We start from the raw sequence: 24,041 nt of genomic DNA on the forward strand, positions 1-24,041 counted from the left end.
CAAAGTTAGCAATAATTAAAGAAAAAAGAAAAGAGGGCACTCTAAATTATATTAAAGTGTCCTCCTCACATATTTTGTTTATAGATATTAAGAGCAGCGAAGTACTTGTCCTAGTCTAAGAGTCGTTCTTCGGGTTATTCGATTCAGCTTACAGAGTCTATCAATTGACACACCTCTTTTAGCAGCAATACGAGATAAAGTATCTCCACTCTTCACCTTATGATATCTTATAGTTCCTTCGTCAGCTTTAGCCATTCTACCTGTTGAAGGATCAACAGACTCATGCCCTCTTGTCTTCCTAAACGTATAAGTATCAGCAACAATATCTTGTTTTGGGAAATCGAACATATAAGCAGGATTAATAGCAATTCCTAAGAAACGAGTTTCGAAATGTAAATGAGAACCTGTAGAACGTCCGGTATTACCCCCAAGTCCAATGGGTTCACCAGCTTTAACTTGTTGATTAATCTCTACCAACTGTTTTGATAAGTGTCCGTAAATCGTTTCGAGTCCATTATCATGACGAATAACGACATAATTGCCATAGCCTCTACGTTCAAAGTTCACTATACGTACTTTACCGTCAAAAGCCGCAACAATAGTATCGCCTATATTCACTTTAAGATCAAGCCCATTATGCATTCTTCTCCAACGAGGGCCGAAAGGAGACGTTATGCGTGTGCTAGGGGTAGGCATGTGGAAACCGGTAAGATTAATTGTAAAAGACTCAGGAACAATAGCCTCTTTACCGTAAGCATGTACATATCGGGTATCCCAGTTTGGATATAGGCTCAGCGCAGGATAAGCAGCCTGTTCAGCACGAATCTGCTTTTGTAATGCGAGTGAATCGACACTCTTTAGTTTTCGATCAATCGGAGCTTGGCGCGCAATCAGATCCTGAGAAAAAGAATTCAGACTGACCATTGCCGTTGCGGCAACCAATACAGTTTTAATACAATTAAAATTCATTCGTTTCTTCAATTCGTTAATATTCATCACAAGCATAAAGAAAGCCAAAAGTAACCTGCTCATAATCGAATATCTCTTCCGGTTTAAAAAATCTCTTTAATTCAGTAGCCGCAGTTTCAGGTGAATCGGAAGTATGGACTATGTTTTCTTGAAAACTCATACTATAATCACCACGAATGGTTCCCGGTGCTGCTGTGCGCCCATTAGTAGAACCGGCCAAAGCATGAACTACTTGTATCGCATCTACTCCTTCAAAACAACAAACAATGACAGGAGCCGCCATCATAGAATCTTTCACGCGTTGAAAGAAAGGTTTAGTACTCAGATGCGAGTAATGTTCACTCAAAATCTTATCTGTCAAATGTATCATTTTCATTCCAGTCAAATGTAATCCCTTGCGTTCAAAACGATGAATAATTTCACCAACAAGCCCACGTTGAAGGGTACAAGGCTTTAAAATGACCAGCGTTTTTTCAATCATAAATGATACTATTTCAAAGGTTTCTAAGTGGTGTCTTTTTCAAAACTATTCCAAAGATAGTATTTACGATTTAAAAAGCAATAGCCCCCTTAACTTTTTTTTCATACAACAGCAATCCTTTTATTGCAAACAAGGCTTGCAAACCACGATAAACAGGAAGAATAAGAGTAAATATGTTCTGCAGCAGTTTTTGCAAACAAACTGTATCTTTAACCGTTTTTTAGCTAATAGCGGCCCAGTTAACATTTGACTTACGAAGAGACTTAAGTTGCCTCCAAAGGAGCTCATTTTCGGGATGAATGCCTGTAGGATCCTCATCAATAAGCCTTTCAGCTACACTGCGCACATGCTGCAACAGTTGACCATCACGAACTATATTTGCAATTTTTAAATCAAAAGCAATCCCGCTTTGTTGAGTTCCCTCAAGATCGCCCGGACCACGCAGTTTTAAATCAGCCTCTGCTATCTCGAAACCATCGTTTGTCCGCACCATTATTTCTAGTCGTTTTTTTGTTTCTTCTGCCAACTTGTAGGTAGTTACCAAAATACAATAAGACTGATCGGCTCCACGCCCTACCCTTCCACGAAGCTGATGTAGTTGCGATAATCCAAAACGTTCTGCATTTTCAATAATCATCACCGATGCATTCGGAACATTTACCCCTACTTCTATTACAGTAGTTGCCACCATTATTTGCGCTTCTCCAGAAACAAAAAGTTGCATTTGTACATCTTTCTCAGCTGATTTCATTTTACCATGCACCTTGCAAACCTTGCATTCGGGGAATTCTTCACAAATATGCCAGTAGCCTTCTTCCAGATTCTTCAAGTCAATCTTTTCACTCTCTTCTATCAAAGGATACACGATGTAAATCTGACGTCCTTCCGCGATTTGCTGATGCATCGATTTATAGAGGCTTTCTCTGCGGTTATCGAACTGATGAATTGTTACAACAGGTTTTCTCCCAGGAGGAAGTTCATCAATAATGGAAACATCCAAATCGCCATAAAGCGTCATTGCTAACGTACGAGGAATAGGTGTAGCCGTCATGACCAGCATATGAGGTGGTTGGGCGTTTTTACTCCAGAGTCTTGCCCGTTGAGCAACACCAAACCGATGTTGTTCGTCGATAACCACTAAGCCCAATGAAGAGAAACGAACAGTATCTTCTATTACCGCATGCGTACCGATGAGTATATGCACATCTCCCGCTAGCAAAGCCGAAAGAATGGCTTCTCTCTTCTTACCTTTTATTCTACCGGTAAGTAACTCAACCCGAAGATTCATACCATAGAGCAACTCTTTTATCGTGTCATAATGCTGATTGGCAAGAATCTCTGTGGGTGCCATCATACAAGCCTGATAGCCATTATCCAGTGCAAGCAAGATACTCATGAGTGCCACTAATGTTTTACCACTGCCCACGTCTCCTTGCAACAAGCGGTTCATCTGTTTACCACATCCCACGTCTTGTCGAATTTCTTTTAACACACGTTTCTGAGCGCCAGTCAACTCAAAAGGAAGATTCCGGGTATAAAACGTATTAAATATTTCGCCTACATTCTCAAAAACGTAGCCTCGATACTTTAATTGCCTATCTTTTGAATACTTCAAGATATTCAGTTGCACATAAAACAACTCTTCAAATTTCAGTCGGTATTCGGCCTTTCTTAGTAACTCGGGATGAGTTGGGAAATGGATATTTCTCAAGGCATCAGTCAAAGACATGAGATGATGTTCTGCAAGTATTTTAGGAGAGAGTGTCTCGGGTAGTGGTTCTTGAACTTGCAGAAGAACAGTTGTCATCATCTTCTCAATGGCATGAGAATTCAAGAAACTACGTTTCATCTTTTCCGTAGTATTATAGTAGGGTTGCAAACCCATAGAAGAGAGAGTTAATTCTGAAGCATTGTCAATATCTGGATGGGCAATATTGATTCTCCCATTGAATACTGTAGGCTTGCCAAACACAATATACTCTTGCTGCTGTTTATACTTACCAACGACAAATTTGATTCCCTGAAACCAAACTAAATCCATAACTCCTGTTCCGTCAGAAAAGTGTGCAACCAATCGTCTTTGCCTTCCTTCACCAAAGGTCTCGAAACTCAGAATATGCCCTTTCAACTGAATATAAGGCATATTTCCATCTATTTCGCGTATAAGATACACACGACTTCTATCAATATACTTATAAGGGAAATAATACAAGAGGTCGTGCAAAGAATAGATTTCCAATTCTTTATTGAGTACAGCAGCTCGCTGCGGGCCGACTCCAGATAGGTATTTTATGTCTCTGGTCACTAAATCGAACATCACAGCAAAGAATCAGCTACCTTCAAGTCAAAAGGAGTTGTTATTTTTATATTTTCTCTATTTCCTTTCGTCAGGAAAACGGGGATCTGCATGGCTTCAACAACGGAAGCATCATCGGTAAATGTAGGAATATATTCTTGTTGATAGGCTTGGATCAATAAATCGGCATCAAAAACTTGCGGAGTTTGAACGAGTTTATACGCATTGCGATCAACAGTCTCACTACCAACAGTTAGAATATGTCGCAAAGTTTCCACCACATCAATTACCGGAATTACCGCCTTATGAGCAACTGCCAATTCATAGCAACGAGCTATTACCTCTTGAGAAATAAACGGGCGAACACCGTCGTGCACACCGACTAAACCGGGTTTGGTAACAAGGTTCAGACCATTCCTTACTGAATGAAAACGAGTTTCACCACCATCTGCAAGCCTATATTTTATTTGAAAATGGTATTCACAACACAATTGATGCCAGTAGTTTTGTTGCTCTTTGGGAAGAACCAAAATAATTTCTATCTCAGAATCATACCGATAAAAAGCTTCAATAGTATGCATCAACACGGGCTTACCCGCCAATAGCAAAAACTGTTTAGGAAGATCGCTTCCCATGCGCAAGCCTTTTCCACCGGCAACTATAATAGCGTATTTTGTCATCAGCAAACTAATTCTTAACCCCCATAGCTTCGATCAATTCCTGTTTCTTCTCTTTACCTACCAAGGATTCAACAATAGCCAAAGAAAATACCATGGCAGCACCGGGACCATTACCCGTAATGATATTAGCATCTTTCACTACCTGCTCATATACAAATTCAGCCCCTTGTAGGTCCTGCTCATAACCTGGATAGCAAGTTGCTTTACGTCCTTTGAGTATACCAAGCTTCCCTAATACCATAGGAGCCGCACAAATAGCAGCAATCGATTTATTTTGGCTATTATAGTCCAAGAGAAGTTCGCACAAACCTTTATGTTTAGACAATGAAGCAGCACCAGGCATTCCTCCAGGTAACAATAACATTATTGCATCTGAAAAATCGCACTCTTCAAATAATAAGTCGCAGGTAACAGCAATGCCGTGCGCACCAGTTGTCACATCTTCGGACATAATACTGACCATCTCTACTTTCAAGTTTGCTCGCCTTAAAACATCGACAGTCGTCAGTGCTTCAATCTCTTCAAATCCGTCAGCAAAAAAAACATAAATAGTCTCCATGATTTGTATTTAGTTTAGTTGAGAGTTATTTCAAATTGAAATAGTAGGTGATCGTTCCTGTTTGGTTATTCACTCCGCCAACAGTATTAAAACGGGCTTTTTTAGCAGCATCTTCAGCGGCTTTACGTAGAGCCGAGTTCACCGTATTTGTCTGCCGATTAATACTGGTAGCAATAACTGCTCCGGCTGGGTTAACTGTAATAGTAACCACAACGCGACCTTCATCTTGTATATTATATAATGGGCGTGGCAATCCTCCCGCACCAATAGAACGGCCTCCAAGATCAAAGCTACCGTAGCCGCCTGTGCCACTTAAAGCACCTGTTGATGAGCTTCCTGTTGGACTGCCTTCCGTTCCCTTTCCACTAGATGAACCACGGTTTCCCATCTCAGAGCCCTTCCCAAAAGCACCAGCCACTCGCTTACGAGCTAGTTCTGCTGCCGACTTTCGTTCGCGTTCAGCTTTCTCATCAGCCAAGCGTTGGGCATCAGCAGCTTTCTCGGCAGCTGTCTTCTCAGGTCGCTTCACTTCCGTTTTTTTTGCTTTAGCTTTTGACTTAAGGGCTACCGTTTCTTCTTCAGCTTGCGTCAGCATCTCTTGCTCCGAAGCTTCTTGAGGTTGAGATTGTGCCGCAGGAGCCTCTTCAGGCAGAATATCCACATCAACCAATGTAGATGGGTCAAATCCTCCCTGCGCAGCTAGTGCATCACCCAGCATAACAGGCACGCCACTCTCTTCTGTCGGTTCAGGAGTAGCAATGCTAATCAGAACCAAAAGAACGATCATAATGACGTGCACCAATAAGGTAGCCAATATTCCTATATATTTCCCCTTAGTTTTTCTATTCATTCTCACTTCGTTTCCTCAGGTGGACGAGTAGCCAGCACCATCTTAAAATGGTTCTCATTGGCTATATTTAGTACTCTGACAATTTCACGGTATGGCACCGCTTCATCTGCATAAAGTGCAATATACATGTCTGGTTCTTTGGCGGCACACGCTTGCAGAAAGGGTGTCAATTCAGGAAGCTCTAACTCCTGTTCCTTTTCATTTCCAAAAGCTGCATAGAAGTTCAAGTCTTTATCTATGATAACCCGTGTAAGAGGCTTGGCCGAAGTTTGCTGTTTCCCTTGCGGGAGCAATACTTTAATTGCATTAGGCGACACAACGGTTGAAGTTATCATAAAAAAGATAAGTAGCAGAAATATAAGGTCCGTCATGGACGCCATACTAAAATTGGGTGATATTTTTGCTCTACGCTTTAACATGAGGCTATTTTCTAATTTATTTTTTTACCGGTTCATTCAGCAAATCCATGAAAGCCATCGTTTTTGACTCCATTTTATTCACGACTCCATCTACTAATGAAACCAAATAGTTATAAGCAAACATTGCTATAATACCAACAATCAGGCCTCCTACCGTCGTTATCATTGCTTCATAAATTCCTCCTGAAAGCAATGTTATATCAATATTATTCCCTGCATTGGCCATCTCATAGAAAGCACGTACCATACCGGTTACAGTCCCTAGGAAACCAAGCATTGGAGCACCTCCGGAAATAGTCGCCATAACAGTCAGTCCTTTTTCCAGCTTAGTTACTTCAAGATTACCTACATTCTCTATAGCTACCTGAACATCATTTACCGGCCTTCCTAAACGACTAATACCCTTCTCTATCATTCGAGCTGAAGGAGTGTTCATCGTTCGGCAATAATTGATGGCCGATTTAATTTCACCACTCAGAATATAGTCCTTTATTTTATCCATAAACATTGGATCATCTTTTCCTGCCTTACGTATCATATATATGCGTTCGAAAAGGATATAAAAAACAGCAATGGAAAATACTCCGAGAATGATCATAATCCATCCTCCTTTTACAGCCATATCAAGCATATTCATTTCTGCCGGAGCAGAGACTGGAGTAAGTACAGGGTTGACTGTAGCAAGAGAATCAGTGATATTTGCAGCCACTTGGGCCAATAACATTAGTGTATTCATCAGCGAAGACAGTTTTTATATTCTTGAATTGTTTTTTCTAGTCCCAGATATAATGCGTCACTTATCAAAGCATGTCCTATAGAAACCTCCTCGATCCAAGGAATGTTTTTATAGAAAAAGTTAAGATTCAACAGACTCAGGTCATGTCCGGCATTAATTCCGAGACCTAAGCTTCTGGCAATATTGGCCGCAGCAATAAAAGGCGCCACAGCTGCTTCCGGATTCTTCTCATAAGCTGTAGCATAAGGCTCGGTATATAATTCGACTCTATCGGCACCAGCTTTAGCCGCATATTCTATCATCTCCGCATCGGCAGAAACAAAAACAGAAGTACGAATTCCGGCATTATTACATGTCTCAAGTATCTCTGTTAGGAAATCATAGTTTAACTTGGTGTCCCATCCTGAGTTAGAAGTAAGTTGTACCGGACTGTCTGGAACTAAAGTCACTTGGTGCGGCTTTACTTTCAATACCAAATCGATAAATTCGGGAGCAGGATATCCTTCTATATTAAATTCTGTTTTCAGTAAAGGCTTTAGATCATAAACATCAGACTTCCTTATGTGCCTTTCATCCGGACGAGGATGCACTGTTATGCCTTCAGCACCAAAACGTTCACAATCCAACGCTACTTTTACCACATTCGGAACATCACCTCCACGAGCATTGCGCAATGTTGCCACTTTGTTGATATTCACACTCAATTTTGTCATAATTCTATTATTTGTACGAGGCTTTCAAAAAGCGCCCGATTGGTCAAAAATACAAAATATTACTGAGAAGATAGCTATGATACGGAAAAAAAATCCCATTTTTGCATAGGTAATCAAAGTGCAAATGTAATAGGAATTACCGAAACAGAAGCCGTTTGCTCTTAAAAGATTCATAAAAAGAGACCCTGAAAATTAACTAATTCTTATAATTTATGAGATTTGCCATCTTCGGAAACACTTATCAAGCAAAGAAATCTTCGCATGCTGAGACTCTTTTTAAACTACTAGAGAAACGTGGAGCCGAACTATCCGTATGTAGAGAATTCTATCATTTCATTGCATCGGACATGAAACTAAATATAAAAAACATCCGATTATTTGATGATGATGACTTTGACGCAGACATGGTCATCAGCATTGGCGGCGATGGAACCTTTCTAAAAGCAGCCAATAGAGTGGGAAAAAAGAACATTCCTATTCTTGGCATCAACACCGGACGTCTAGGGTTCCTTGCTGATATATCACCCGAAGAAATGGAGATCACTTTTGATGAAATCTATAATAACAATTATAAAGTAGAGGAACGTAGTGTGCTGCAGATGAGTTGTGGAAACAAAAAAATAGAAACCTCACCCTATGCTCTCAATGAAATAGCGATATTGAAACGAGATAGCTCTTCTATGATAAGCATACGTACAACTATTAATGGTGAATACTTGACTACCTATCAGGCAGATGGCCTTGTTATTGCTACTCCAACAGGATCCACCGCCTATTCTCTAAGTGTAGGCGGGCCTATTATTGTTCCTCACTCCAGCACAATAGCCATTACTCCGGTAGCCCCGCACAGCCTCAACGTGCGGCCCATTGTTGTGCCAGATGATTGGGAGATTACTCTAGAAGTTGAAAGCCGGAGCCATAATTTTTTGGTAGCCATTGATGGCGGAAATGAATCGTTCAACGAAGATGACCAAATCACAATACGTCGTGCTGATTACACCGTTAAAGTAGTGAAGCGTTTTAATAATGTATTTTTCAATACGCTACGTAGCAAAATGATGTGGGGTATAGATAGCAGAAATGGGACACCTACTAGTGCTCCACAGAAATAGAGACACAAAGGCAAGAGGAAGTGAAACATTATTCCAGAGTTCTAAGCTTTTGGAGAGAAGAGGCAAAACCAGTTGAAAAAATAGTCTAGGAGTTAACCACAAAAGCTTAAAGCATACCCTTAAAAGATTTAAGCCGCTAAACGTTTTAAGTTTACGGCTTAAACTTAAAACGCCTGTATGGAATGCTCCAAACAGGCGTTTTATTTTGTATGTGCAATTAATGCGATCTTTTATTAGAGAGCACCAACTTCTTTCAATGCTCCGTTCACAGTGCGAACAGCAGCAGCACTAGCTTCAAATGCAGCTTTCTCAGCAGCATCCAATGGAAGCTCTACAATTTCTTCAATACCGTTGCGACCCAAAATTACAGGAACGCCACAGCAGATATCGCTTTGTCCGTATTCGCCATCAAGAGCAACCGAACATGGAACCATCTTCTTTTGGTTGTGAATGATAGATTCTACAACAAAAGCTCCCGCTGCACCTGGTGCATACCATGCAGAAGTACCTAGTAAACCTGTCAATGTAGCACCGCCAACCATCGTAGATTTAGCCACTTCTTCAAGTTTCTCAGCAGAAAGGAAGTTACTTACAGGAAGACCTTTATAAGTAGCAAAACGAGTCAGAGGAATCATAGTAGTATCACCATGACCGCCAATAACCATACCTTCTACTTCATTAGCATTGCAACCCAAGGCTTGAGATAAGAAGTATTTGAAACGTGAGCTATCCAAAGCACCTCCCATACCAATGATACGGTTTTTAGGTAAACCCAAAGACTTCAATGCCAAATAAGTCATTGTATCCATTGGATTGGAGATAACCACAATAATTGCATTTGGAGAGAATTTCAGAACGTTCTGAGCTACAGACTTTACAATTCCGGCATTTACACCAATAAGTTCTTCACGAGTCATACCTGGTTTACGAGGAATACCTGAAGTAATCACAACAACGTCAGAATCTGCAGTCTGAGCATAATCATTGGTGCAACCAACAAGAGTTGTATCAAAGCCCAACAGCTGAGCTGTCTGCATCATATCCATTGCTTTACCTTCTGAAACGCCTTCTTTAACATCCAGCATTACTACTTCGTCTGCCACTTCATTGAAAGCAAGCACATTTGCACATGTAGCACCTACGTTACCTGCGCCTACTACGGTTACTTTTGACATAATACTTATATTTTTAGAAAATTGATAATTAAAATCTATCTCTATCACGACGACAAAAGTACAACGTAAATAGTAATTAAAGAAATATTTCCGTAATAAATTTAGTTAAAGGCATCAGTCTTATCCACTTTAAAACACTATTTTTGCAGCAGCATATAACTATCCTTTTAATTATGAATAAAAAGACTATCGGACTCATTGCCGCTATTACCGTATTAGTGATATCAATTATCACGATAACCTACCTCTTGTTTTCCGAAAAACAAGCCAACAAAGAACTGACGCAAGAGTTTAGTTTAGAGAAACAAGACCTTGAGAACGAATACACTCGTTTTGCTACACAATATGACGAATTACAGATGACCGTATCTAACGATTCGCTAGGTGAACTACTTGGCCAGGAAAAAGTTAAGGTGCAAAGGCTTCTCGAAGAGCTACGTACAGTTAAAAGCAGCAACGCAACTGAAATCAGAAGGCTCAAAAAAGAGCTTGGTACCTTAAGGAAAGTGATGATAAGTTACATCAATCAGATTGATTCATTAAACCGACTTACTGTTCAGCAAAAACAAGTTATTGCCGAAGTTACTCAGAAATATAACGATGCTTCTCGCCAAATAAGCAACCTCTCTGAAGAGAAGAGCAAACTCAATAAGAAGGTAACACTTGCTGCCCAACTAGATGCCACTAACGTCCGAATTGAGCCAAAGAGTAAGCGAGATAAAGTGGCCAAACGAGTAAAAGACGTAGTAAAATTCAATATAAGTTTCACTATCGTAAAAAATATTACTGCCGAAGCCGGAGAACGTACCTTATATATACGCATTACCAAACCTGATAACGATGTGCTAACTAAAAACGCATCAAATACCTTTGCTTATGAAAATCGTAACCTCCCCTATTCTATCAAAAAGTATATCGAATATAGCGGAGAAGAACAACTAGTCGTTGTATATTGGAATGTCGAAGAGTTTCTCTACGCCGGTACCTACCGTGTTGATATCTTTGGAGACGGTATGCTAATCGGCTCTCAAAAATTCACATTAGAATAATAAATCCACCACTACAAAGTGCATCATTGATGGCGTTGAAGTCGTATACAAAGTGCCAATGAATGGTTATCATCCTCATTGGCACTTATTTTATACAGCCAGATAACAGATTATCGTTAATAAAAAGCTTAAATCATTTTGCGTATCCATTTAAAGGCTCTACTTTTGCATTGTTGCTTATGCAATTAAAAAAAAGAGATAACATGCACAAATGTAAAAAGTGCATTAAGCAAATCGTAAAGGAACATTGTTTCCTAAACTAGAGTATGACTCTCATAATGTATACAATGCAATGAAAAGATTGATAAGTCTGATACTTCTTCTTAGTATTACATTCTCATTAAAGTCACAAGAGCTTCTAAGCTTAGATAGTTGCCGTGCATTGGCCATCGCCAATAATAAGGCTTTACTAATTAGCTATGAAAAAATAAAGGTAGCACACTACCAGCAGAAGGCGGCCTTCACTAACTACTTACCCAACATTTCGGCCACAGGTTCATACATGAGAAATCAAAAAGAGATTTCATTGCTAAACAATGAGCAGAAGGCATCTTTAGGACAACTAGGTACTGGAGTAAGTACTCAAGTACAAGCCTATGCCCAGCAATTGGTCACACAACATCCGGAACTTGCTTCTTTAGTTACCTCCTTGAGTGGTCTAGATTTAGAAACACCTCTCAATGCCGCAGGCAATTCTTTAGTTGACGCCATGCGCACTGATACCCGAAACATTTACGCAGGTGCTATAACACTGACACAACCTCTGTACGTGGGAGGAAAGATTCGTGCCTACAACAAAATAACTAAATACGCCGAAGAATTGGCCCGACAACAACACAACACGGGCATGCAAGATGTCATCCTCAGCACAGACCAAGCTTATTGGCAAGTGGTTTCGCTTGTAAATAAGGAAACCTTGGCAGAAGGATATCTCAAGTTACTGCAAAAGTTAGAAGGTGATATAGACAAGATGATCGCCGAAGGAGTAGCAACAAAAGTTGATGGTTTATCTGTGAAAGTAAAAGTGAATGAAGCAGAAATGACACTTACCAAAGTAGAAGATGGCCTCAGTTTGGCCAGAATGTTACTATGTCAAATCTGTGGACTTGACCTTTCGGCGCCAATAACGTTGCTCGACGAACAGATAAAAGACATCCCTGTTACACTTACTAACAATAGCTACTCTCTTGAAACCGCTTACGCCAATCGTTCCGAACTTCATAGTCTGGAGCTGGCAACTCAAATATATAAGCAAAAAATAAATGTAACCCGAGCAGAATACCTCCCATCTGTGGCGTTACTAGGAAACTATCTTGTAACAAATCCTTCTGTGTACAATGGTTTTGAAAACAAATTCCGTGGAATGTGGAATGTGGGTGTTATCGTGCAGGTTCCCATTTGGCATTGGGGAGAAGGCACATACAAAGTAAAGGCCGCCAAAGCAGAAGCTCGTATAAAGCAATATGAGTTGGATGATGCAAAAGAAAAGATCGAACTCCAGGTGAGTCAATCGGCGTTTAAAGTGAATGAAGCAGCCAAGAAGCTCACGATGGCAAAGAAAAATTTAGAAAAAGCCAATGAAAATTTGCGTTATGCAACTTTGGGCTTTGACGAAGGAGTTATTCCACCCAGTAATGTACTCGAGGCGCACATAGCATGGCTTTCTGCCCAATCAGAGAAAATAGATGCTCAAATTGATGTTAAGCTAACAGAACTCTATCTGCAAAAATCTCTAGGAACTCTTAAATAAAGAAATCAACGTATCAATACTTAAACGATAAATGAACAAAGATATGGCTTCACAAAAATCACAAAACAGCAATATGCTGCTTGCATTTCTCACTCTGCTGGGAATCATTATTTTGGTTGCAATAGCAGGCTTCTTTATGCTCAAAAAAGGTCCGGAAATCATTCAGGGACAAGCTGAAGTTACCGAATATCGAGTATCAAGCAAAGTACCCGGGCGTATACTGGAGTTCCGCGTTAAAGAAGGCCAACAAGTGAATACAGGAGATACACTTGCGATCATTGAAGCACCTGATGTAGCCGCTAAAATGGCACAGGCACAAGCCGCCGAAGATGCAGCGCAAGCACAGAATGAGAAAGCGATTAAAGGAGCCCGCCAAGAACAGATACAGACAGCTTACGAGATGTGGCAGAAAGCACGTGCCGGAGTTGATATTGCAGATAAATCTTACAAACGGGTGAAAAATCTTTTTGATCAAGGAGTGATGTCTGCACAAAAATTTGATGAAGCTTCCGCTCAACGAAATGCTGCCATAGCCACAGAAAAAGCGGCAAAAGCGCAATATACAATGGCAAAGAACGGAGCTGAACGAGAGGATAAATTAGCTGCTGTTGCTCTGGTAAACCGTGCAAAGGGAGCTGTCGCCGAAGTAGAATCTTATGTAAAGGAAACATACCTCATTGCTCAAACAAAAGGTGAAGTATCCGAAATCTTCCCAAAGTTAGGAGAATTGGTTGGTACCGGTGCTCCTATCATGAATGTATCTGTATTAGACGATATGTGGGTTACATTCAATGTACGTGAAGACTTACTCAAAGGTCTCACCATGGGCACCGAATTTGAAGCATTTATCCCCGCAATGGACAATAAAACAGTCAAATTGAAAGTCTATTACCTGAAAGATATAGGCACTTATGCCGCTTGGAAAGCAACAAAGACAACGGGACAATTCGATTTAAAAACTTTCGAAGTAAAAGCTCTTCCGCTCACAAAAGTAGAAGGCCTCCGCCCGGGCATGTCGGTCATTTATAAAAAGAAATAAGCAGCTAGAAACTCACTAAAATGGAAAAGAGAGAAACTAAATACATAGCACTTTGGCTTGTAATGAAACGGGAATGCCGGCGACTTGTGTCGCGACCGCTCTATCTCTTTTGCATGGTCATCGCTCCTTTATTCTGCTACATTTTCTTCACAACTTTAATGGGGGCAGGACTACCTACGGACTTGCCTGTTGGAGCAGTTGATTTGGACAATAGCGCAACCTCGCGCCAGATCCTCCGCAATCTTGATGCTTTCAGCCAGACTGGAATTGTAGCCAATTACAATACTGTAAGTGAAGCTCGCTCAGCTATGCAAGAAGGAAAGATCTATGGTTTTTTTTATATTCCTAACGGTTTATCTTCCAAAGCACAGAGTCAACGCCAACCGAAACTTTCTTTCTATACCAATAATTCCTACTTGATCGCCGGCTCATTACTCTTTAAAGATATGAAAATGATGGGAGAATTAGCGTCGGGTGCAGCAGCACGCTCAGTACTCTATGCTAAAGGAGCTACCGAAGAACAAGCAATGGCTTATCTTCAGCCCATCGTCATTGATACACACCCCATAAACAACCCTTGGCTAAACTACTCGGTTTACCTCTGCAATACTCTTGTACCCGGCGTTTTGATGCTAATGATATTTATGGTAACAGTCTACTCCATCGGTGTGGAGATAAAGGATCGAACAGCCCGCGAATGGCTGAGAATGGGGAATAACTCCATTTACATTTCTTTAGCGGGTAAGTTACTTCCACATACCGCAATATTCTTCGTTATGGGTATCTTCTATAATGTCTACTTGTACGGCTATCTCCATTTCCCATGCAACAGTGGCATTATTTCCATGATATTTGCGACCTTATTGTTAGTCTTGGCATCGCAATGTTGCGGTGTTATCATGATTGGCACATTTCCATCTTTGCGACTAGGATTAAGTTTCGCCTCGTTGTGGGGAGTTATTTCATTCTCCATATCCGGTTTCTCATTTCCCGTGATGGCAATGCATCCGGTGCTTCAAGGCTTGAGCAATTTATTCCCGTTAAGGCATTATTTTCTTATCTATGTTGATCAAGCCCTCAACGGTTATAGTATGGCCTATTCATGGTCTAACTACATGGCGCTTCTCATATTTATGTTCCTACCTTTTGCCGTAGTTAATCGACTGAAAGAAGCTTTAATATACTACAAATACATGCCCTAATGAAACAAGTAAAACTCAAAGACAAAATAGCACAAGGTATTAATGACCTATTCTATATCTGGAAGCAAGAGTTTCGTAGCACGTTTCGCGATCAGGGTGTTTTGATTTTTTTTGTACTAGTTCCTTTAATGTATCCATTGCTCTACGGTTTCATATACACAAATGAAGTTGTACGAGAAGTGCCAGCTATGGTTGTAGACAATTCACGTACTTCTATAAGTCGTGAATACCTGCGAAAAATAGATGCTACACCTGATGTGAAGATCGTTTCATACTGTAGTGACATGGAGGAAGCTAAGTTAATGTTAAGAGAGAGAGAAGGTTATGGTATTATTTATATTCCAGCTGACTTTAGTGACAACATTGCACGTGGTCTTCAAACAAAAGTCAGCCTTTATTGCGACATGAGCGGACTACTCTATTACAAGAATTTATTGATTGCCAATACGGCTGTATCTCTTGATATGAATAAAGACATTAAGATTAGCCGGTCGGGCAACACTACCAACCGCCAAGACGAAATCACTGCCCAGCCCATTGAATATGAGAATGTAGCCATGTTTAATCCCACCAATGGATTTGCCGCCTTTCTCATTCCAGCTGTGTTAATACTACTCCTACAGCAAACCTTATTATTAGGAGTTGGACTGTCTGCCGGAACCGCTCGCGAGCAAAACCGTTTTAAAGATTTAGTGCCCATCAACCGCCATTACAACGGAACTCTGCGTATCGTTCTTGGCAAAGGCCTTAGCTATTTTATGGTCTATGCGCTCGTCTCTTTTTATGTACTTTTTGTTGTTCCACGCATATTTAGTCTCAATCAGATTGGGCAAAACAATGATCTGATACCATTTATATTACCCTATCTAGCTGCCTGCATATTTTTTGCTATGACTGCGTCTATTGCTATTCGCAATAGAGAGACATGCATGCTACTTTTTGTCTTCACATCTGTACCCTTGCTATTTATCTCTGGTATCTCATGGCCCGGAGCTGCGATACCTGCATTCTGGAAATACTTTTCCTATATTTTTCCATCAACCTTTGGAATCAATGGATTTGTTCGCATCAACAATATGGGAGCTACGCTAAGCGATGTGTCTTTTGAGTATAAAGCATTATGGCTACAAGCAGGTATCTACTTCCTCGCCACCTGCTGGGTATACCGTTGGCAAATCATGATGAGCCGTAAACATATTATTAAAAAATATAAAGAGCTAAAAAGCAAACAGAGCTCCATAGATAAAGCAGAATAACACACCTGTCCATACAAAGAAAAAGAAGCATTTACCACAAATATGTTCCTTCTTAATATTATTTAACCTGTTGTATATCTACTTATTACGAATTATTCGTAAGTTTGCGATATAATCGTAATAAGAATAAAGAAAGATGGAAAAGTTAAGTATACAAGAAGAAGAAGTAATGATCTACATTTGGGAGTTGGAAAATTGCATCGTCAAAGATATTGTAGCAAAATATCAAAAGCCAGCCCCGCCCTACACCACTGTAGCTTCTATCGTGAAAAATTTAGAACGTAAAGGCTACGTAAAACCGGAACGAATAGGTAATCTGTACCGTTATTCACCGGCTATCAAACAGAGTGAATACAAACGCACGTTTGTAGGCAATGTCGTTCAAAATTATTTTGAAAACTCTTATAAAGAGATGGTCTCTTTCTTTGCCAAAGATCAGAAGATTTCGGCTAAAGACCTAAAAGAAATCATCGAAATGATTGAGGAAAGAAAAGAACAGTAACTCATTAAATAAGAATCGTATGAGCCCTGAAGTAACCTATTTTTTAAAAGTAAACGTAGCTCTTATATTATTCTACGCCTTTTACCGATTGTTTTTCTATAAAGACACCTTCTTTCAGTGGCGGCGGTTAGCGCTCATTGGTTTCTTTCTTGCTTCAGCACTCTACCCCATGATGAACATCGAAGAATGGATTAAAGACAGTGAGCCAATGGTGGGGATGGCCGATTTATATGCGACAATGATGCTCCCTGAAGTTACTATTGGAGTGCAAACCGATACGCAAGCCACTGATTGGCAAGGCCTCATCTCTTTCTCACTCGAATACATCTATTGGGGAGTGCTAGCATTACTACTTATACGATTCTTCGCTCAATTATTCAGCATTCTGAGGCTCGCAGTGCGATGCCGCAAAACAACAATAAAGAATACTCACGTTTACTTACTCGACCATCCCACCGGCCCATTTTCTTTTTTCAGATGGATATTCATCGATAAAGAATCTCACACAGATAACGAACTTAAAGAAATTATGATACACGAACAAGCTCATGTCCGTCAATGGCATTCCGTTGATGTCGTCTTTAGCGAACTGGCTTGTGCTGTTTGTTGGTTTAACCCTTTTGCATGGCTCTTAAAACGTGAAGTAAGATGCAATCTGGAGTATATGGCAGATAATCGAGTATTAGAAAGCGGACACGATAGCAAGATATATCAGTACCACCTTTTGGGACTGACTCACCATACTAAGGCTGCAGCAACTTTATATAATAGTTTTAATGTTTTACCTTTAAAAAATCGAATAAAAATGATGAATAAAAAACGATCCAAAGCCATTGGAAGAACTAAATATCTATTATTCCTCCCCTTGGCAGCCTTGCTTCTGATTATTAGTAATATTGAATCAGTAGCACGTACAACTATAAAAATTGCTAATGAAATGCTCCCTGATCCTGTTCTAAGCTCAGAGACAAGTCGTTCTTTTGAAGAGCCTACAGATTACGCCAATAACGTTCCCGAACCTAAAGCGGTATCTAAAACAGAAATGGTGAATCCTAAAGATTCTTTAAAGAAAGAAGATAAAGATCCTGTTTTTTTGGTAGTGGAACAAATGCCTGAGTATCCCGGAGGACAACAAGCATTAATAAATTTTCTAAGGCAGAACATCGAATACCCTGCTAACGCAAAAGAGCATCAAATACAGGGGCGTGTTATTGCTGAATTCGTGGTAGAAAAAGATGGTAGCGTCAGCGACAAACACATAGTACGCAGCGTATCACCGGAACTAGATGCTGAAGCGATGCGTGTAATTTCAATAATGCCAAAATGGAAACCCGGTAAACAAAGAGGAGAAGATGTCCGGGTAAAATACACGATACCAATTATGTACAGTCTAGATAATGAGCCCAAAGAAATAAAAGACAATAATCTACCGGAATCCGTGGTTGTGGGATATGCTCCCAGAAAAGTAGAAGAAACAACTGATCAATCTGTATATCAGGTCGTAGAAGAAATGCCTAAATTTCCCGGTGGGCAAGAAGCTCTAATGAGATACATCGCTATGAACGTAAAATATCCCGTAGATGCACAAAGAGCCAAAACACAAGGGCGGGTTATTCTTCAAATGGTCATAGACGAAAGTGGGAATGTCACTTCACCTTCTATCATACGTAGTGTCTCTCCTTCATTGGATGCAGAGGCCATACGTGTAATTACCAGCATGCCTCAATGGACGCCTGGCAAAAACAAAGGAGAAACGGTTAGAGTGAAATACACTATACCCATCTCATTTAAGCTCACTCCTCCTGAGAACAATAAAAAGGAAATCATTAAAGATACTTGGTAACCAATTTTGAGATCATTTAAGCTCACTCCTCCTGAGAACAATAAAAAGGAGGCAAATAAAAGTCACGCATTCTCCAATGCTTACTATAAAAAGCAGCATAAGAGAATGCGTGATATATTTTCTTCTTGCAAGAAACCGAACAGATGTTACAGCTAATGCATCTCTACAATTTTTGTTGGAGCCGCTTCTACATTTCGGCGGTCCACCTGACGAACCATACTGGCAGCAAGAGAAAGAAATGCCCGACCAGTAACTGAGTCTTCATCCAGTGCCACAGGAGTCCCATTATCACCACTTTCACAAATACTCTGTACTATTGGTATTTGCCCTAATAAAGGCACATTCATCTCTTCGGCCAACTTCTTAACACCTTCTTTCCCGAAGATATAGTATTTATTCTCGGGCAGTTCAGCCGGAGTGAACCACGCCATGTTTTCCACCAAACCAAGGATGGGCACGTTCACCTTCTCGTTGGTAAACATGTTGATGCCCTTACGAGCATCTGCCAAAGCTACGGCTTGCGGCGTACTTACCACCACAGCGCCAGTCATGGCCAATGTTTGTACCACAGTAAGATGTATATCGCTCGTTCCCGGAGGAAGATCAATCAGGAAATAATCTAAATCCCCCCATTGCACATCCGCTATCAATTGCTTCAAAGCATTGCTAGCCATCCCGCCACGCCATAGTGTCGCTTGTTGAGGATCTACAAAAAAGCCCATAGAAAGCAATTTTACTCCATATTTTTCTACCGGAATAATTAATTCTCTGCCATTCACTTTTTCAGTATACGGACGAGCATCTTCCACTTGAAACATCTTTGGCATCGAAGGGCCAAACACATCCGCATCAAGCAAACCAACCTTATACCCCAGTTTAGCTAGAGCAACGGCTAAATTCGCTGAAACAGTAGATTTACCCACACCACCTTTTCCGGAAGATATGCCCACAATATTCTTTACTTCGGGCAATAATTTACCTACTTCAGGGCGCGGTGCTTGCGTGCTCTTCACCGTAATATTACCCTCTATTTCTACATCTTTTCCTACATAAGTAAGGATAGCCGTCTCAGCAGCTTTTACAACTGATTTCATAAAAGGATCAGTTGGTTTCTCGAATAACAAAGAAAAAGAAACCTTCATCCCTTCAATGCGAATGTTATCCTCTACCATTCCAGCCTCAACAAGGTTTTTTCCGGTACCGGGATAACGCACCGTTGCCAGTGCATCCAATATAAGTTTCGGATATATAGTCATAATTATAATTATTTAGTAGTATTGAGTCCGCTACGTTTACTGCGGTTATAGCTACGATACGAATCCAGCTCTATTTCCACCTCAGGTTCTTTGAGTTCACCTAGTTGCGGAAGCAGGAACTTAATATACTTAATACTTAAACCCCTATCAAGCCATTGTTGTTCATAATAAGTTTTAATTCCCAGAATATCATCCACCAAATCAGAGTGATACAAATCTTCCGTAAGAAACAAGAGCGGCAGTTTGTTCTCCTCAATCATATATTTGGTATAGGTAAACATGAAGTTACTGTCCGTTTTCAGATGGATGATACCATCCGGTTTCAAGAATCTTCGATAACGCTCCATAAAGTAAGTGGAAGTCAAGCGCTTAGTAGCCTTCTTCATCTGTGGATCAGAGAAAGTAAGCCATATTTCACTCACTTCTCCTTCAGAAAAGAAGCGATCAATAATCTCTATATTAGTACGTAGAAAAGCTACATTAGTCAGGCCAACTTCAACAGCTTCAGTAGCTCCACTCCACATACGAGCACCTTTTATATCTACCGCAATAAAGTTTTTATCAGGAAACATGCGGCCAAGCCCTACAGTATATTCACCCCGGCCACAGCCTAATTCAAGCACAATTGGATTGTCATTTTTAAAGAAACCCTCGTGCCATTTACCCTTCATCTCAAAAGGAACATTCTCCGCCACAGAATATGGATACTCAAACACATGCGGATACTCTGCCATATCGGCAAATTTCTGTAGTTTATTCTTTCCCATCTATTTAAATCGTTTCTATCCAACCGGTATAATTATAAAAAACGCGATCACTGAATTGCTGACGAAACAAAGCATATTTATCAACACCCGTACAATGGCAAACGCCCAAGCGCTTAGGAAGGTTCACCCCCAGAAAAGCCGAAATGACATTAAATTTTTCGTTTTCTGCATTATGTATATGAAAACCACCAAGAAGCAACTTAAGGTTTAACCCCTGAAAAGCTTCTTGCACTGTTCGTATCATATTCGTTATTCCACGATGTGAACAAGCACTGAGCACCGAAACACTTTTTTCCTCTTTCAATACTAAAACAACTTCGTCTTCAAACCTGTCCGGTTGCAGTTCGCCATCCACCTCCGTAAAGAAATGATCAAAATGCGTATCTACTTTATCCACAATCTTTATTTGTGGAAAGACAAATACTCCCGGTATTATTTCCGCACTTTCCTCAAGAAACAGAAAGCGACTCTTATCAAGTCTTTCAGGATGCCTCAGACCATTCTCACGCTCATTCTTGAACTTTGGTAGAAAGATTTCACGTTTACAAACCACCTTTGCTTTCTTATTCATCTCCAGAAAATGATGCAAACCGCCTGTATGATCACGATGTCCATGAGAAAGCACCACGTAATCCACTTCAGCTAAGTCGATTCCCAACAAGCGAGCATTACGCATAAACAGATCCGAAGCTCCAGTATCAAACAGTATTTTAGACTCCTCCGTTTCAACAAGCAGGGAAAGCCCATGCTCTCCCTGTAAACCCTTACCATAAACACAATTCTCGGCCAGGGTCGTTATTTTATAACTCATTCTTTTATTTTTATTCCACAATCGTCACCCAACCATGTGTGTCGGGTTCATCACCATACTGAATAGCTCTTAACTTATTATAAAGCTTAGTACAAATAGGACCCGGGTTGCCATCTTTAGAGATGACATACGACTTTTTGTTATCCAAATCATCAATACGTTGAATTGGACTAATTACCGCCGCCGTGCCACAAGCACCAGCTTCTTCAAATGTACTCAGTTCTTCTTCAGGAACAGGACGGCGTTCCACCTTTATACCCATATCTTCAGCCAATTGCATCAAGCTCTTGTTAGTGATAGAAGGTAAGATAGAAGTGGAAAGTGGAGTAATATATGTATTATCTTTTATACCGAAAAAGTTAGCTGCACCACATTCGTCAATGTACTTTTTCTCTTTTGCATCCAAGTAAAATTCACTGGCATAGCCTAAATCATGCGCAAGCTTATTGGCACGCAGACTAGCGGCATAATTGCCACCCACTTTGTAAATGCCTGTGCCCAATGGTGCCGAACGATCAAATTCACGCACAATCACATACGGATTCGTAGAGAAGCCACCTTTAAAATAAGGTCCTACCGGTGTCACTAACACTAGAAATAGATATTCATCAGCCGGATGTACACCAATCTGCACCCCTGTTCCAATCAATAACGGACGAATATAGAGAGAAGCACCACTTTCATAAGGTGGAACAAAGTGTTCGTTCAATTTTACCACCTTCAACACAGCCTCTCTGAAACGTTCAGTAGAAAGTTCTGCCATCATGATACCTTGACAAGTTGCTTGCATACGAGCCGCATTTTCTTCCAAACGAAAAATACGAATCTTACCATCTTTACCACGAAAAGCTTTTAAACCCTCGAATGCTTCTTGACCATAGTGCAAACAAGTAGCCGCCATGTGCATATTAATATATTCACTGCTGCTTACTTCCAATTCGCCCCAGGCCCCATCTCGAAAATTGATTCTCACATTATAATCCGTCTTTATGTATCCAAACGACAGATTTGACCAGTCTATTTCTTTCATTGTATTTAGTAATTAGTCATTTTTCTTTCGAACAACAAAAATAACGGTTATTATTCAGATTGCCACTTTTCTTCGAGCAATTTTTCTATTTCAGCATCCGCTTTCATTAGTTTAGCAGAACAAGAGGCTATAATTTCATTAGCATCCTTAATCTTTTCACTCAAAGTGTCAATATCCAGTTCATTGTTGTCTATCTGACGAACAATTTTTTCTAACCGTTCAATTGCCTGAGAATACGTTTCTTTTTTAGCTGCCATAAGTCTATATATAATTAAACGTTTTTACTAGTTACAGTCGAACTTACTTCTCCTTTTGCCAAGCGGGTAGTAAGTACATCTCCTTCAGTTAGTTGCGCCGCATCTATTATTGCTTTCCCCTTTTTCAACGTAATGCTATATCCACGATTCAGCAAACGTTCAGGGGAAGCATCGTTCACTCGTTGATGCAACAGCTCTAATCGATGCTTTTGTTTGATAAACAAGGATGTCACTGCCTGAGACAAGTCTTTCTTTGTTGTCAGCAACTGCATCTTAGCTTCCGAAAGACGTGAAGCAACTAACGAAGGTATTCGGTTTTGTGCCATCCACAGTCGACGTTTTTCTTGTTCCAGACGCAAGAGCACCCCTGCCCTTAATTGTTCTGATAGATTTTCAAGTACTTCAGCGGCCTCTTCCATCCGGTTAATAAGAAATTCCGCAGCCGCTGTAGGTGTTTTTACGCGTGTATGTGCCACTGAATCGAGTACAGTATCGTCTCGTTCATGGCCGATACCCGTTATAATAGGCAACGGAAACTGTGCACAAGAAGCTGCCAGCAGATAAGTATCAAAGCCCGACAAATCGGAAGTGGCTCCTCCACCGCGGATAATCACTACCACATCAAATTGGTGCAACCGCGCATTCACTGCGTCCAGTGCTGCCAAGACGGACTCTTCCACCTGATTGCCTTGCATCAATGCAGGAAATAGCTCCGTATAGAAAAAGAACCCATGAGAATTATTTTGTAATTGATGACAGAAATCACCATACCCGGCCGCAGTGGATGAGGAGATCACCGCTATTCGCTGAGGAAGCACAGGTATCTCAAGTTCTTTGTTTAAGGTAAGTACCCCTTCTTCTTCGAGCTGCTTCAAGATCTCCCTGCGTCGACGAGCCATGTCGCCCAGTGTATAGGTGGGGTCTATATCGCAAACCGTAAGATTGTAGCCGTACAACTCATGAAATTCCACAGTGACCTTGACCAGAACTTTTATACCCGATGTAAAAGCTTGCCCTGTTGTCTCTTCAAAATAAGGCTTCAACATTCTGTACACATTTGCCCAAACTGTGCCACGCGCCTTGGCGATCAGGTTATTGCTGCGGGGATCTTTCTGGATGAACTCTAAATAGCAATGCCCCGTAGCATTAGAGCGCACATCACTCAGTTCTGCCTGCACCCAATATTCATCGGGTAGGCACTGAGACAAGCTGCGTTTCACCAATGCATTCAGATCAAAAAGAGAAAGAGGAGCTTCCATACTGATATTCATTAGATAAATACGATTTTA

24 protein-coding genes are annotated in these 24,041 nt (G+C 40.6%); 8 read left to right on the forward strand and 16 right to left on the reverse strand.

The features are described 5' to 3' along the window. Positions 1–87 precede the first annotated feature (87 nt). The 9 genes from BQ5338_RS12905 to BQ5338_RS12945 form a co-directional block, all read right to left on the reverse strand. Positions 88–969, reverse strand: a complete 882-nt coding sequence (locus BQ5338_RS12905) for a M23 family metallopeptidase (RefSeq protein WP_071147872.1) — start codon at positions 967–969, stop codon at positions 88–90. 16 nt (positions 970–985) lie between these two features. Beyond that, positions 986–1,450, reverse strand: coding sequence for a nucleoside-diphosphate kinase (gene ndk / locus BQ5338_RS12910; protein WP_071147238.1), 465 nt, complete (start codon positions 1,448–1,450; stop codon positions 986–988). Positions 1,451–1,670: 220 nt separating this feature from the next. After that, the gene (recG, locus tag BQ5338_RS12915; protein ID WP_071147239.1) at positions 1,671–3,767 is read right to left on the reverse strand and encodes an ATP-dependent DNA helicase RecG; all 2,097 of its coding nucleotides are present in this window, start codon (positions 3,765–3,767) and stop codon (positions 1,671–1,673) included. After that, positions 3,767–4,426, reverse strand: a complete 660-nt coding sequence (locus BQ5338_RS12920) for a 2-C-methyl-D-erythritol 4-phosphate cytidylyltransferase (protein WP_071147240.1) — start codon at positions 4,424–4,426, stop codon at positions 3,767–3,769. The genes recG and BQ5338_RS12920 overlap by 1 nt, the downstream gene beginning before the upstream one ends. Before the next feature lie 7 nt (positions 4,427–4,433). Then, entirely contained in the window at positions 4,434–4,985 is a 552-nt protein-coding gene (locus BQ5338_RS12925; RefSeq protein ID WP_071147241.1) for a DJ-1 family glyoxalase III, read from the reverse strand. A 25-nt stretch (positions 4,986–5,010) separates the two neighbouring features. Further along, entirely contained in the window at positions 5,011–5,835 is an 825-nt protein-coding gene (locus BQ5338_RS12930) for a cell envelope integrity TolA family protein (protein WP_071147242.1), read from the reverse strand. A gap of 2 nt (positions 5,836–5,837) precedes the next feature. Next, positions 5,838–6,254: an ExbD/TolR family protein gene (locus BQ5338_RS12935; RefSeq protein WP_071147243.1), complete on the reverse strand. Its 417-nt coding sequence runs from the start codon at positions 6,252–6,254 to the stop codon at positions 5,838–5,840. 16 nt (positions 6,255–6,270) lie between these two features. Next, entirely contained in the window at positions 6,271–6,990 is a 720-nt protein-coding gene (locus BQ5338_RS12940; protein WP_071147244.1) for a MotA/TolQ/ExbB proton channel family protein, read from the reverse strand. After that, a complete protein-coding gene (locus tag BQ5338_RS12945) occupies positions 6,990–7,703 on the reverse strand; it encodes a pyridoxine 5'-phosphate synthase (RefSeq protein ID WP_071147245.1) in 714 nt (237 codons plus the stop codon). Before BQ5338_RS12945 ends, BQ5338_RS12940 begins: the two co-directional genes overlap by 1 nt. Positions 7,704–7,915: 212 nt before the next feature. On the opposite strand from BQ5338_RS12945, the gene BQ5338_RS12950 reads away from it, so the two are divergent. Continuing rightward, a complete protein-coding gene (locus BQ5338_RS12950; protein ID WP_071147246.1) occupies positions 7,916–8,815 on the forward strand; it encodes an NAD kinase in 900 nt (299 codons plus the stop codon). Positions 8,816–9,048: 233 nt separating this feature from the next. On the opposite strand, the gene mdh is transcribed toward BQ5338_RS12950, so the two are convergent. Next, the gene (gene mdh, locus BQ5338_RS12955) at positions 9,049–9,990 is read right to left on the reverse strand and encodes a malate dehydrogenase (protein WP_071147247.1); all 942 of its coding nucleotides are present in this window, start codon (positions 9,988–9,990) and stop codon (positions 9,049–9,051) included. Between the two features lie 173 nt (positions 9,991–10,163). On the opposite strand from mdh, the gene BQ5338_RS12960 reads away from it, so the two are divergent. From BQ5338_RS12960 to BQ5338_RS12990, 7 genes are all read left to right on the forward strand, one after another. After that, positions 10,164–11,039 carry a hypothetical protein gene (locus BQ5338_RS12960; protein ID WP_071147248.1) on the forward strand — a complete coding sequence of 292 codons (876 nt, stop codon included), beginning with the start codon at positions 10,164–10,166 and terminating at the stop codon, positions 11,037–11,039. Between the two features lie 292 nt (positions 11,040–11,331). Next, on the forward strand, positions 11,332–12,789 hold the full coding sequence (locus BQ5338_RS12965; protein ID WP_071147249.1) for a TolC family protein: 1,458 nt from the start codon (positions 11,332–11,334) through the stop codon (positions 12,787–12,789). Positions 12,790–12,832: 43 nt separating this feature from the next. Next, positions 12,833–13,828, forward strand: coding sequence for an HlyD family secretion protein (locus BQ5338_RS12970; RefSeq protein ID WP_071147873.1), 996 nt, complete (start codon positions 12,833–12,835; stop codon positions 13,826–13,828). 20 nt (positions 13,829–13,848) lie between these two features. Continuing rightward, positions 13,849–15,030 (forward strand): ABC transporter permease, encoded by a 1,182-nt coding sequence (locus BQ5338_RS12975; RefSeq protein ID WP_071147250.1) that lies wholly within the window; start codon positions 13,849–13,851, stop codon positions 15,028–15,030. Then, a complete protein-coding gene (locus tag BQ5338_RS12980) occupies positions 15,030–16,286 on the forward strand; it encodes an ABC transporter permease (protein WP_071147251.1) in 1,257 nt (418 codons plus the stop codon). The genes BQ5338_RS12975 and BQ5338_RS12980 overlap by 1 nt, the downstream gene beginning before the upstream one ends. 136 nt (positions 16,287–16,422) lie before the next feature. Next, positions 16,423–16,788, forward strand: coding sequence for a BlaI/MecI/CopY family transcriptional regulator (locus BQ5338_RS12985; RefSeq protein ID WP_071147252.1), 366 nt, complete (start codon positions 16,423–16,425; stop codon positions 16,786–16,788). Between the two features lie 19 nt (positions 16,789–16,807). Then, positions 16,808–18,631, forward strand: coding sequence for a M56 family metallopeptidase (locus tag BQ5338_RS12990; RefSeq protein WP_071147874.1), 1,824 nt, complete (start codon positions 16,808–16,810; stop codon positions 18,629–18,631). 152 nt (positions 18,632–18,783) lie between these two features. Here BQ5338_RS12990 and BQ5338_RS12995 read toward each other — a convergent pair whose 3' ends face one another. The 6 genes from BQ5338_RS12995 to xseA are packed head-to-tail and all read right to left on the reverse strand — an operon-like array spanning position 18,784 to position 24,011. Further along, positions 18,784–19,887, reverse strand: a complete 1,104-nt coding sequence (locus BQ5338_RS12995; protein WP_071147253.1) for an Mrp/NBP35 family ATP-binding protein — start codon at positions 19,885–19,887, stop codon at positions 18,784–18,786. An 8-nt stretch (positions 19,888–19,895) separates the two neighbouring features. Then, entirely contained in the window at positions 19,896–20,654 is a 759-nt protein-coding gene (gene trmB, locus BQ5338_RS13000) for a tRNA (guanosine(46)-N7)-methyltransferase TrmB (protein WP_071147254.1), read from the reverse strand. A 4-nt stretch (positions 20,655–20,658) separates the two neighbouring features. Beyond that, positions 20,659–21,465 carry an MBL fold metallo-hydrolase gene (locus tag BQ5338_RS13005; RefSeq protein ID WP_071147255.1) on the reverse strand — a complete coding sequence of 269 codons (807 nt, stop codon included), beginning with the start codon at positions 21,463–21,465 and terminating at the stop codon, positions 20,659–20,661. A gap of 10 nt (positions 21,466–21,475) precedes the next feature. Beyond that, positions 21,476–22,495: a branched-chain amino acid aminotransferase gene (locus BQ5338_RS13010; RefSeq protein WP_071147256.1), complete on the reverse strand. Its 1,020-nt coding sequence runs from the start codon at positions 22,493–22,495 to the stop codon at positions 21,476–21,478. Positions 22,496–22,545: 50 nt separating this feature from the next. Beyond that, positions 22,546–22,752, reverse strand: a complete 207-nt coding sequence (gene xseB / locus BQ5338_RS13015; protein ID WP_071147257.1) for an exodeoxyribonuclease VII small subunit — start codon at positions 22,750–22,752, stop codon at positions 22,546–22,548. Between the two features lie 14 nt (positions 22,753–22,766). Continuing rightward, positions 22,767–24,011: an exodeoxyribonuclease VII large subunit gene (xseA, locus tag BQ5338_RS13020; protein WP_071147875.1), complete on the reverse strand. Its 1,245-nt coding sequence runs from the start codon at positions 24,009–24,011 to the stop codon at positions 22,767–22,769. Positions 24,012–24,041 lie beyond the last annotated feature (30 nt).

Origin of the sequence: Bacteroides ihuae, from assembly GCF_900104585.1 — a bacterium.
Classification (GTDB): domain Bacteria; phylum Bacteroidota; class Bacteroidia; order Bacteroidales; family Bacteroidaceae; genus Bacteroides; species Bacteroides ihuae.

What these genes read in the sequence shown, in the direction of transcription:
- BQ5338_RS12905 (WP_071147872.1), bottom strand. Translation starts at nt 969, where the DNA reads ATGAATTTTAATTGTATTAAAACTGTATTGGTTGCCGCAACGGCAATG.
- ndk (WP_071147238.1), bottom strand. Translation starts at nt 1,450, where the DNA reads ATGATTGAAAAAACGCTGGTCATTTTAAAGCCTTGTACCCTTCAACGT.
- recG (WP_071147239.1), bottom strand. Translation starts at nt 3,767, where the DNA reads ATGTTCGATTTAGTGACCAGAGACATAAAATACCTATCTGGAGTCGGC.
- BQ5338_RS12920 (WP_071147240.1), bottom strand. Translation starts at nt 4,426, where the DNA reads ATGACAAAATACGCTATTATAGTTGCCGGTGGAAAAGGCTTGCGCATG.
- BQ5338_RS12925 (WP_071147241.1), bottom strand. Translation starts at nt 4,985, where the DNA reads ATGGAGACTATTTATGTTTTTTTTGCTGACGGATTTGAAGAGATTGAA.
- BQ5338_RS12930 (WP_071147242.1), bottom strand. Translation starts at nt 5,835, where the DNA reads ATGAATAGAAAAACTAAGGGGAAATATATAGGAATATTGGCTACCTTA.
- BQ5338_RS12935 (WP_071147243.1), bottom strand. Translation starts at nt 6,254, where the DNA reads ATGTTAAAGCGTAGAGCAAAAATATCACCCAATTTTAGTATGGCGTCC.
- BQ5338_RS12940 (WP_071147244.1), bottom strand. Translation starts at nt 6,990, where the DNA reads ATGAATACACTAATGTTATTGGCCCAAGTGGCTGCAAATATCACTGAT.
- BQ5338_RS12945 (WP_071147245.1), bottom strand. Translation starts at nt 7,703, where the DNA reads ATGACAAAATTGAGTGTGAATATCAACAAAGTGGCAACATTGCGCAAT.
- BQ5338_RS12950 (WP_071147246.1), top strand. Translation starts at nt 7,916, where the DNA reads ATGAGATTTGCCATCTTCGGAAACACTTATCAAGCAAAGAAATCTTCG.
- mdh (WP_071147247.1), bottom strand. Translation starts at nt 9,990, where the DNA reads ATGTCAAAAGTAACCGTAGTAGGCGCAGGTAACGTAGGTGCTACATGT.
- BQ5338_RS12960 (WP_071147248.1), top strand. Translation starts at nt 10,164, where the DNA reads ATGAATAAAAAGACTATCGGACTCATTGCCGCTATTACCGTATTAGTG.
- BQ5338_RS12965 (WP_071147249.1), top strand. Translation starts at nt 11,332, where the DNA reads ATGAAAAGATTGATAAGTCTGATACTTCTTCTTAGTATTACATTCTCA.
- BQ5338_RS12970 (WP_071147873.1), top strand. Translation starts at nt 12,833, where the DNA reads ATGGCTTCACAAAAATCACAAAACAGCAATATGCTGCTTGCATTTCTC.
- BQ5338_RS12975 (WP_071147250.1), top strand. Translation starts at nt 13,849, where the DNA reads ATGGAAAAGAGAGAAACTAAATACATAGCACTTTGGCTTGTAATGAAA.
- BQ5338_RS12980 (WP_071147251.1), top strand. Translation starts at nt 15,030, where the DNA reads ATGAAACAAGTAAAACTCAAAGACAAAATAGCACAAGGTATTAATGAC.
- BQ5338_RS12985 (WP_071147252.1), top strand. Translation starts at nt 16,423, where the DNA reads ATGGAAAAGTTAAGTATACAAGAAGAAGAAGTAATGATCTACATTTGG.
- BQ5338_RS12990 (WP_071147874.1), top strand. Translation starts at nt 16,808, where the DNA reads ATGAGCCCTGAAGTAACCTATTTTTTAAAAGTAAACGTAGCTCTTATA.
- BQ5338_RS12995 (WP_071147253.1), bottom strand. Translation starts at nt 19,887, where the DNA reads ATGACTATATATCCGAAACTTATATTGGATGCACTGGCAACGGTGCGT.
- trmB (WP_071147254.1), bottom strand. Translation starts at nt 20,654, where the DNA reads ATGGGAAAGAATAAACTACAGAAATTTGCCGATATGGCAGAGTATCCG.
- BQ5338_RS13005 (WP_071147255.1), bottom strand. Translation starts at nt 21,465, where the DNA reads ATGAGTTATAAAATAACGACCCTGGCCGAGAATTGTGTTTATGGTAAG.
- BQ5338_RS13010 (WP_071147256.1), bottom strand. Translation starts at nt 22,495, where the DNA reads ATGAAAGAAATAGACTGGTCAAATCTGTCGTTTGGATACATAAAGACG.
- xseB (WP_071147257.1), bottom strand. Translation starts at nt 22,752, where the DNA reads ATGGCAGCTAAAAAAGAAACGTATTCTCAGGCAATTGAACGGTTAGAA.
- xseA (WP_071147875.1), bottom strand. Translation starts at nt 24,011, where the DNA reads ATGGAAGCTCCTCTTTCTCTTTTTGATCTGAATGCATTGGTGAAACGC.